Source organism: Methylocystis sp. (genome assembly GCF_050246715.1).
Classification (GTDB): domain Bacteria; phylum Pseudomonadota; class Alphaproteobacteria; order Rhizobiales; family Beijerinckiaceae; genus Methylocystis.
In genome coordinates, this window is record NZ_JBFWVN010000096.1 from 1 (window position 1) to 7,082 (window position 7,082).

Annotated in this window: 6 protein-coding genes and 1 pseudogene; 4 read left to right on the forward strand and 3 right to left on the reverse strand. The window is 59.5% G+C overall.

Translation table 11 applies throughout. The features are described 5' to 3' along the window. Positions 1–161 precede the first annotated feature (161 nt). A complete protein-coding gene (locus tag AB7I51_RS17310; RefSeq protein ID WP_428405506.1) occupies positions 162–572 on the forward strand; it encodes a lysozyme inhibitor LprI family protein in 411 nt (136 codons plus the stop codon). An 18-nt stretch (positions 573–590) separates the two neighbouring features. On the opposite strand, the gene uvrC is transcribed toward AB7I51_RS17310, so the two are convergent. Then, positions 591–2,570 (reverse strand): excinuclease ABC subunit UvrC, encoded by a 1,980-nt coding sequence (uvrC, locus tag AB7I51_RS17315; protein ID WP_428405507.1) that lies wholly within the window; start codon positions 2,568–2,570, stop codon positions 591–593. 179 nt (positions 2,571–2,749) lie between these two features. On the opposite strand from uvrC, the gene AB7I51_RS17320 reads away from it, so the two are divergent. Both AB7I51_RS17320 and AB7I51_RS17325 read left to right on the forward strand, forming a co-directional pair. Beyond that, the gene (locus AB7I51_RS17320; RefSeq protein ID WP_428405508.1) at positions 2,750–3,859 is read left to right on the forward strand and encodes a calcium:proton antiporter; all 1,110 of its coding nucleotides are present in this window, start codon (positions 2,750–2,752) and stop codon (positions 3,857–3,859) included. Between the two features lie 20 nt (positions 3,860–3,879). Beyond that, entirely contained in the window at positions 3,880–4,530 is a 651-nt protein-coding gene (locus tag AB7I51_RS17325; RefSeq protein ID WP_428405509.1) for a glutathione S-transferase family protein, read from the forward strand. A 58-nt stretch (positions 4,531–4,588) separates the two neighbouring features. On the opposite strand, the gene ung is transcribed toward AB7I51_RS17325, so the two are convergent. Further along, on the reverse strand, positions 4,589–5,257 hold the full coding sequence (gene ung, locus AB7I51_RS17330) for a uracil-DNA glycosylase (protein WP_428405510.1): 669 nt from the start codon (positions 5,255–5,257) through the stop codon (positions 4,589–4,591). 134 nt (positions 5,258–5,391) lie between these two features. Between ung and AB7I51_RS17335 the strand changes: the two genes are divergently transcribed. Next, positions 5,392–6,354, forward strand: a complete 963-nt coding sequence (locus tag AB7I51_RS17335; RefSeq protein ID WP_428405511.1) for a hypothetical protein — start codon at positions 5,392–5,394, stop codon at positions 6,352–6,354. 613 nt (positions 6,355–6,967) lie between these two features. On the opposite strand, the pseudogene AB7I51_RS17340 reads toward AB7I51_RS17335, so the two are convergent. Then, a pseudogene (locus tag AB7I51_RS17340) lies at positions 6,968–7,082 on the reverse strand (IS5/IS1182 family transposase); the annotation flags it as partial.

The window sequence follows — 7,082 nt, forward strand, 5'->3', positions numbered from 1 at the left end:
AATGACGACGCGCCATCGGTCGGCCCCTCCGATTCAGCCGACCGCCTATGAATCACGCAAAACCAATCTTGGGAATCTGGAGGGTTATGTGAGGATCAATACCTCAATTGATGACAGGCCCTAGTTTCGAATAGCGATGCGGCAAGGAAGAGAATTCGTCCATGAAGACATTTTTATTGCGATGGTCGGCGATCGGCGCCGCCTTTGTGGTTCTGACCCATTGGTCGAGCTCGGTGATGGCCAAAGATTGCAGCCGTCTCAATACGCAGACCGACATGAATCTGTGCGAGGGCGACAATTTCAAGCAGGCCGACGCGAAACTCAACGCCGTCTATGGCAAGCTGATGAAAAAGATCAGCGCGGCTGGCCAGTCAAAACTGCGCGAGGCGCAAAAATCCTGGATCGCCTATCGGGACGCGCAATGCGCCTTCGAGACGCTGGGGACGATCGACGGCAGCATTCACAGCATGGTCGCGGCGCAATGTCTTGCCGATCTGACCGAACAGCAGACGAAACGGCTGCAGCATCAGCTGACCTGCGAGGAAGGCGACGTTTCCTGCGGCGGACAGTAGGACGCGGCTCTAGGACATTTATTCGCGCTGGAAATGCTCATAGACCAGCCGCGCCGTCGCCTTATTGACGCCGGGCACTTTTTCGAGGTCCGACAGCGCCGCCCTCGACACCGCCTTCGCCGAGCCGAACGCCAGCAGCAGCGCGCGTTTGCGCGCCGGCCCGACGCCGTTGATCTCATCGAGCGGATTTTTGGTGAATTCCTTTTTTCGCCGCGCGCGATGCGTGCCGATCGCGAAACGATGCGCTTCATCGCGCAGCCGCTGGATGAAATAGAGCGCCGGATCATGCGGCGGCAGGCGGAACGGCTCCCGGCCTTCGACGAAGAATGTTTCGCGCCCGGCGTTGCGGTCCGCGCCCTTGGCGATCGACGCGACGGTGACGCCTTCAACTCCGAGTTCGCGCAAGACGTCCCGCGCGACTTCGAATTGACCGCGACCGCCGTCGATCAAAATGAGGTCCGGCTTTGCGGGGAAGGCGTCGGCGTCCTGGTCCTTTTCGCCGTCCTTGGCCAGTCGCGCGAATCGGCGCGTCAGGGTCTCGCGCATCATGCCGAAGTCGTCGCCGGGCGTAATGTCGGCGCTCTTGATGTTGAAGGTGCGGTAGTGGGCTTTCATAAATCCCGCAGGACCGGCGACGATCATCGCCCCGATCGCCTGCGCGCCGCCGATGTGCGAATTGTCGTAAACTTCGATGCGTCGTGGAGCCGAAGCAAGACCGAAGGCTTGGCCGAGCGCGGTGAGCAGGCGCTGCTGGCTCGCGTCCTCGGCGAGCTTGCGGCCGAGCGCTTGACGGGCATTGTGGAGCGCGTGGTCGACGAGCTCGCGCTTCTCGCCGCGCTGGGGCGCGAGCACGTCGACGCGGCGGCCGAGCCGCGCGGTCAACGCCTCTTCTAAGATCGCGCCGTCTTCGATCGGATGAGAAAGAAAGACGCTGCGCGCCGAAGGATGTTCCTGATAGAACTGCGCTAAAAAGGCGTCGAGGACTTCCGCTTCGGAAAGCGTCGCGTCGGCGCGCGGGAAATAGGAGCGATTGCCCCAGTTCTGATAGGCGCGAAAGAAAAACGCCTCGATGCAGAAGCGACCGGCGTCTTTGGCGATGGCGAAAACGTCGGCTTCTTCGACGCTGCGCGGATTGATGCCCTGCGCGCCCTGAACCGCCGAGAGCGCCGAGATGCGGTCGCGCAGCCGCGCGGCGCGCTCGAACTCCAGCCGCTCGGCGGCTTCGGTCATCTCGCGCGCCAGCTGCTCGCGCACATTGCGACTCTTGCCGGACAGAAAATCGCGCGCCTCGCGCACCAGTTCGGCGTAATCGTCCATCGAGATTTCGCCGGTGCAGGGGCCCGAGCAGCGCTTGATCTGATAGAGCAGGCAGGGACGCGTGCGATTGTCATAGAAGCTTTGCGCGCAGGACCTCAGGAGAAAGGCGCGCTCCAGCGCGTTGAGCGCGCGATTGACCGCCCAGACGCTGGCGAAGGGTCCAAAATAATCGCCCTTGCGCGCCCGGGCGCCCCGATGCTTCAAAATCTGCGGCGCTTCGTGGTCCTTGGCGATCAGAATGTAGGGGAAGGATTTATCGTCGCGCATCAGCACGTTGAAGCGTGGCTTCAACTGCTTGATGAGATTGGCTTCGAGCAGCAGCGCGTCGGTTTCGGTCTCAACCGAAATAAACACCATCGATGCGGTCGCCGAGATCATCCGCGCGATTCGGTTCACGTGACCGGCGAGCCGCGTATAGCTCGCGACCCGCTTGCGCACGTTCTTCGCTTTGCCGACGTAAAGCACTTCGCCGTTTTCGGCGATCATGCGATAGACGCCTGGACCGTTGGGCGCATGACGCCAATGCTTCCTGATGACTTCGACGCCGCGCTTGACGCTTTCGGGAGTCTGTGGCGCGTCGACCGACTCGTCGCAGGGTTCCGCCTCCGCAAGCGGCTCGGCCGCGTCAAAGGCATCGTCCTCGGGCGGAAGATCGCGCGGATTTGTAAACTGGGACGTCATCGACCTAGATCTATTCGCCGTATGCGGCGAAGGAAAGAGTCGCTCGATGCGGGCGGGCGAAGCAAAGAGCTGTGCAGAATCTCAACCTGCCCAGCCTTTTCGCGGGTTCTCAGCTTGCGCTCGCGGGACCGTCTCGCCAAAGTCCGGCAAAGCTTGGGCTGCGACGACATGGGGGCGGTATGCAGGCGGCGAGGGTCACCGTTGGCTCGGTCCTTTTTCCGGCGCTGGCGCTTGGGCTGGCCGCCGCCTTTATGCTCGGCGAGCGCTGGATAGCGCAGATTCCGGCGTCGATTGATTTCGTTCCGCCAACTCTTGCTGCGATATTGTTGATCGGCGCCGTCTTCTCTGCTCTGCGACATGCTGAAATTCTTGGCGCCAAGACGGGCGAGCCCTTCGGCACTCTCCTCCTAACCATCGCCGTGACCATTATCGAAGTCGCGATCATGGCCTCGATGATTGAACATGGTCACGAAGACCCGACCGAAGCGCGCGAAGCGGTCTTCTCCGCAATTATGATCGTCTGCAACGGTCTTGTCGGCCTCTGCCTGCTGTTCGGCGGCTTTCGTCACCATGAGCAGGAACTCCAACCAATGGCGACCAGCGCCTATCTCGCCATCCTCATCGCTCTTTCGGTTCTCACGCTCATCCTGCCCGATTACACCACGTCAAGCTACGGACCGACTCTTTCCACAAGTCAGCTGATTTTCGTCAGCATTCTATCGGTGCTGCTCTACAGCGCGTTTCTCTTCATTCAGACGGTGCGGCACCGATCCTATTTTATCGACGTGCATGTCGCCGCCGAGGGCCACGGCCTGGCGAAGCCGTCGTGCGTCATGACGACTCTCGCGGTTGTGGGACTTGGCGCCAGTCTGCTTGGCGTCTCGCTGCTGGCGGAACGGGTCGTTCCCGGTCTTGAAGAGGCGCTTCGTTGGCTCGGCGTCGATGACGTGAACAGAGTGACCGGCGCGGCCGTGGCGATGCTGGTCCTGCTCCCGGAATCGATGAACTCGATCCGCGCGGCGACGCGCAACGCGCTGCAGACGAGCCTCAATGGCGCGCTTGGCTCGGTCGTCGCGACGATCGGGCTTACGGTTCCGGCCGTGGCGATCATGAGCCTGGTGACGGATCGGGAGATCATGTTCGGCCTTGATAAGCGCGACGCCATGCTATTGCTGCTCACATTGCTGCTCAGCGTGGTGAGCTTTGGGGCTGGCCGAACCAATCTCCTGACCGGCCTCGTGCATCTCGTCGTTTTCGCGACATATATTTTTCTATTGTTTGTGCCGTAACGCTCACGCAGAGTGCGTCAATGAAAGACGACAGTCTGATCTTTTATCACGCGCCGCGCACGCGGGCCTCGGGCGTGCTGATTCTGCTTGAGGAGCTTGACGTTTGCTATGAGCTGCGCGTCTTGAACTTTCAGCTGGGCGAACAACGCCGGCCGGAATATCTCGCCGTCAATCCGCTCGGCAAAGTGCCGGCGATCGTGCACAATGGCGCGCTTGTAACTGAGCTCGGCGCGATATTCATCTATCTTGCCGACGCCTTCCCGCAGAAAGGGCTCGCACCGCCGATCGGCGACCCTTTGCGCGGGCCTTATCTGCGCTGGCTCGTGTTTTATGGATCGGCGTTCGAGCCAGCGGTCACCGATCGATCTTTGAATCGCGAGCCGGCGCCAGCGAGCCGAAGCTCCTATGGCGATTTCGACGGCGTCATGGCGCTGATCAACGCGCAGCTGGCGGGAGGCCCCTATCTTTTCGGCGAGCGTTTCACCGCCGCCGACATTCTTTGGGGTACGGCGTTACGCTGGACGGTCGGCTTCGGCCTCGTGCCGGAATCTGTGCAAATTGCCGCCTATGTCGAGCGCGTCAAAACGCGGCCGTACTTTGCGCGCGTCGCGCAGACGGACGAAGAACTGGTCAAGATTCATGAAGCGGCGGCAAAGGCGATGGGCGTCTGACAAAACCTGCGAATGCCAGTCGACATGTTCGGCTGAGGGCACCCGACGATTTTGCGGCTCACCAATCGATCGGCGTTTGCCCGTGCGCGATCAGATAATCATTCGCCTTTGAAAAATGCTTGCAGCCGAAAAAGCCATTGTGGGCCGAAAGCGGCGATGGATGCGCGCATTCGAGCACCAGATGTTTGCGCCGGTCGATTCCTGCGCCCTTGCGGCGCGCGTAAGAGCCCCAGAGCATGAAGACCACGCCCTCGCGTTCGCGCGACAGCGCATGAATGGCGGCGTCGGTGAATTGCTCCCAGCCCTTGTTCTGGTGGGAGCCGGCGGCGTTCTCACGCACGGTGAGCGTGGCGTTTAAGAGCAACACCCCCTGACGCGCCCAGCGCGAAAGATCGGGATCGCGCGAGACCTTGTGGCCGAGATCGGCTTCGATTTCCTTGAAAATGTTTTGAAGCGAAGGCGGCGGCGGGGTATTGGCGCCGACCGCGAAGCAGAGCCCGTTCGCCTGTCCGGCGCCGTGATAGGGGTCTTGCCCGAGAATGACGACCTTCACCTGATCGAACGGACATTCATCGAAGGCGCGAAAAATTTGCGACGCGGGCGGATAGATTCTGCGCGCGGCATATTCGCCGCGGACGAATTCGCGCAGCTCGGCGAAATAGGACTGTTCGAATTCCCGAGCCAGATGCTTCTTCCAGCTGTCTTCGATGCGGACGGGTTTGGTCATGGCGCTTCACATCATGGCTTGCATTCAGCCGGTGCGACGTTCAAATGGCAGGGTTATCGCGCCGAAACCCTCCTTTGCGTGGGCGTGGCAAGGGGGTGGCGGCGCGCCGATGTCGAGACTAAGGTTACGACGTGGTGGTCAGATTTCAAACGCTCAGTCGCGTCGCGAGAAGGGTCTACCGGCGAATTGTCCCGGAGTCGCTTCAACTGAAGATCGGACGCTACGAACGAAAAATCGAATTTGATCCGCAATTCTATCGTAGCGGCAATCCTGAGCTCGCGGCTTACTCGGACAGCGCTCTCTTCCGGCACTTCATCAAATTCGGGCAGCGCGAAGGAAGACTGGGAAGCCGGCGCGCGAGCAAGAAAGAGTTCATTGAGCTGGTCGCCGCCGAAGAAAGCGTGCTTGAAATCGGTCCCTTTACAAATCCGACCATCACGGGAGAGAACGTCAAATATTTCGACTTATGCGACTCCGTCGAATTATCGCGACGCGCCGCCGGCGTCGGTTATGTCCAAAGCGTGACGCCACACATCCACTATGTGTCGAGCGAGGGGGATTTGTCTGTGGTGACGGAGAAATTCTCCTGCGCGTTCAGCTCGCACTGCATCGAGCATCAGCCGGATTTGATCCGGCACCTCAATCAGGTCGAGGATCTGCTCGACCGCTCAGGCAAATATTATCTCATCGCGCCCGACAAGCGGTATTGTTTCGATTGCGCTTTTTCGGAAACGGCGCTCGACGAGATCGAACAGGCTCATAAGGAAAAGCGCGCGCGACACAGCGTTCAGGCGATCATCGAGCACCGCGCTTACGTGTCGCACAATGATCCTCTCCGACATTGGGTCGGAGACCATTGGGACGCAGATTATGAAAGCAAGAGGGAGCGCCTGATCCGTGCAGCCGAAAAGGAACTCGCAACCGCCAATGGCGCTTACATCGACGTTCACGCCTGGCGCTTTACGCCTTGTTCGCTCCTCCACATTTTGGAGAGTCTCTATGATTTGAACTACACAAGCTTGAAGCCGATCAGGGTGTTCAATACCCGCCTTGGACAATTGGACTTTTGCGTCATCTTGGAAAAACAGGCGGGGTGACGTCGCTCCCGAGCGCGCTGAGCCGCGATCGACACTAATCCTGCAATGGGCGCCAGGCGGGATCGCTCGCAGAGTTCGTCATCGGCGTGCAAATTCGCCGCGGCCAAATTCCCGAAGCTCAGCAAAATTCCGCCGCTCGAATTCGCGCGCGAGACGTTTGCGCCAGCTTTCTTCTATGCGGACGGGTTTGGTCATTTTGATTGGGGTTGGCTTCTTCTCAGTCTCCTTTGTGTATAGTAATTCTAATTGGCTTCATAACCGAGTGGGTGGGGAGTTAATGGCCAGCCGCCCGCGTTTTGCTCGCTACCAGTCATTCTCATTCTAAAAATAAAATAGCGTGGTTGATCGAACGCGTCGACGTAATCAACTCCGCCCCAAACAAATATTGCTTTCTTCTTTTTCCGGATTGATTCAATCTCATCCGCACTTATCAGCGTTGGCTCCGTAATGAGCCGAGTTTCTGCATTAGGGCCGATAATGGCGAGTTTACTCGGTCCGAGAGGGGCTTGGCGTCTTTTGGAAAGGGCACGGCTTCGACTGGAAGGACTTCTCCGTTAAGCCATGTCGAATAGTGATAGCCAGGCGTTTGGCCGAAATTCTTTAGGCTCAGGACTCATTGATTGAGGAAGAAGGCGACGGCTGCGGCGATACAGATTGCCGAGAAGAAGGCGTGCGCGCAACGGTCATAGCGGGTGGCGATGCGCCGCCAATCCTTGAGTTTGGCGAAG

Coding starts and splice junctions, on each gene's coding strand:
- AB7I51_RS17310 (WP_428405506.1), top strand. CDS start 162: ATGAAGACATTTTTATTGCGATGGTCGGCGATCGGCGCCGCCTTTGTG.
- uvrC (WP_428405507.1), bottom strand. CDS start 2,570: ATGACGTCCCAGTTTACAAATCCGCGCGATCTTCCGCCCGAGGACGAT.
- AB7I51_RS17320 (WP_428405508.1), top strand. CDS start 2,750: ATGCAGGCGGCGAGGGTCACCGTTGGCTCGGTCCTTTTTCCGGCGCTG.
- AB7I51_RS17325 (WP_428405509.1), top strand. CDS start 3,880: ATGAAAGACGACAGTCTGATCTTTTATCACGCGCCGCGCACGCGGGCC.
- ung (WP_428405510.1), bottom strand. CDS start 5,257: ATGACCAAACCCGTCCGCATCGAAGACAGCTGGAAGAAGCATCTGGCT.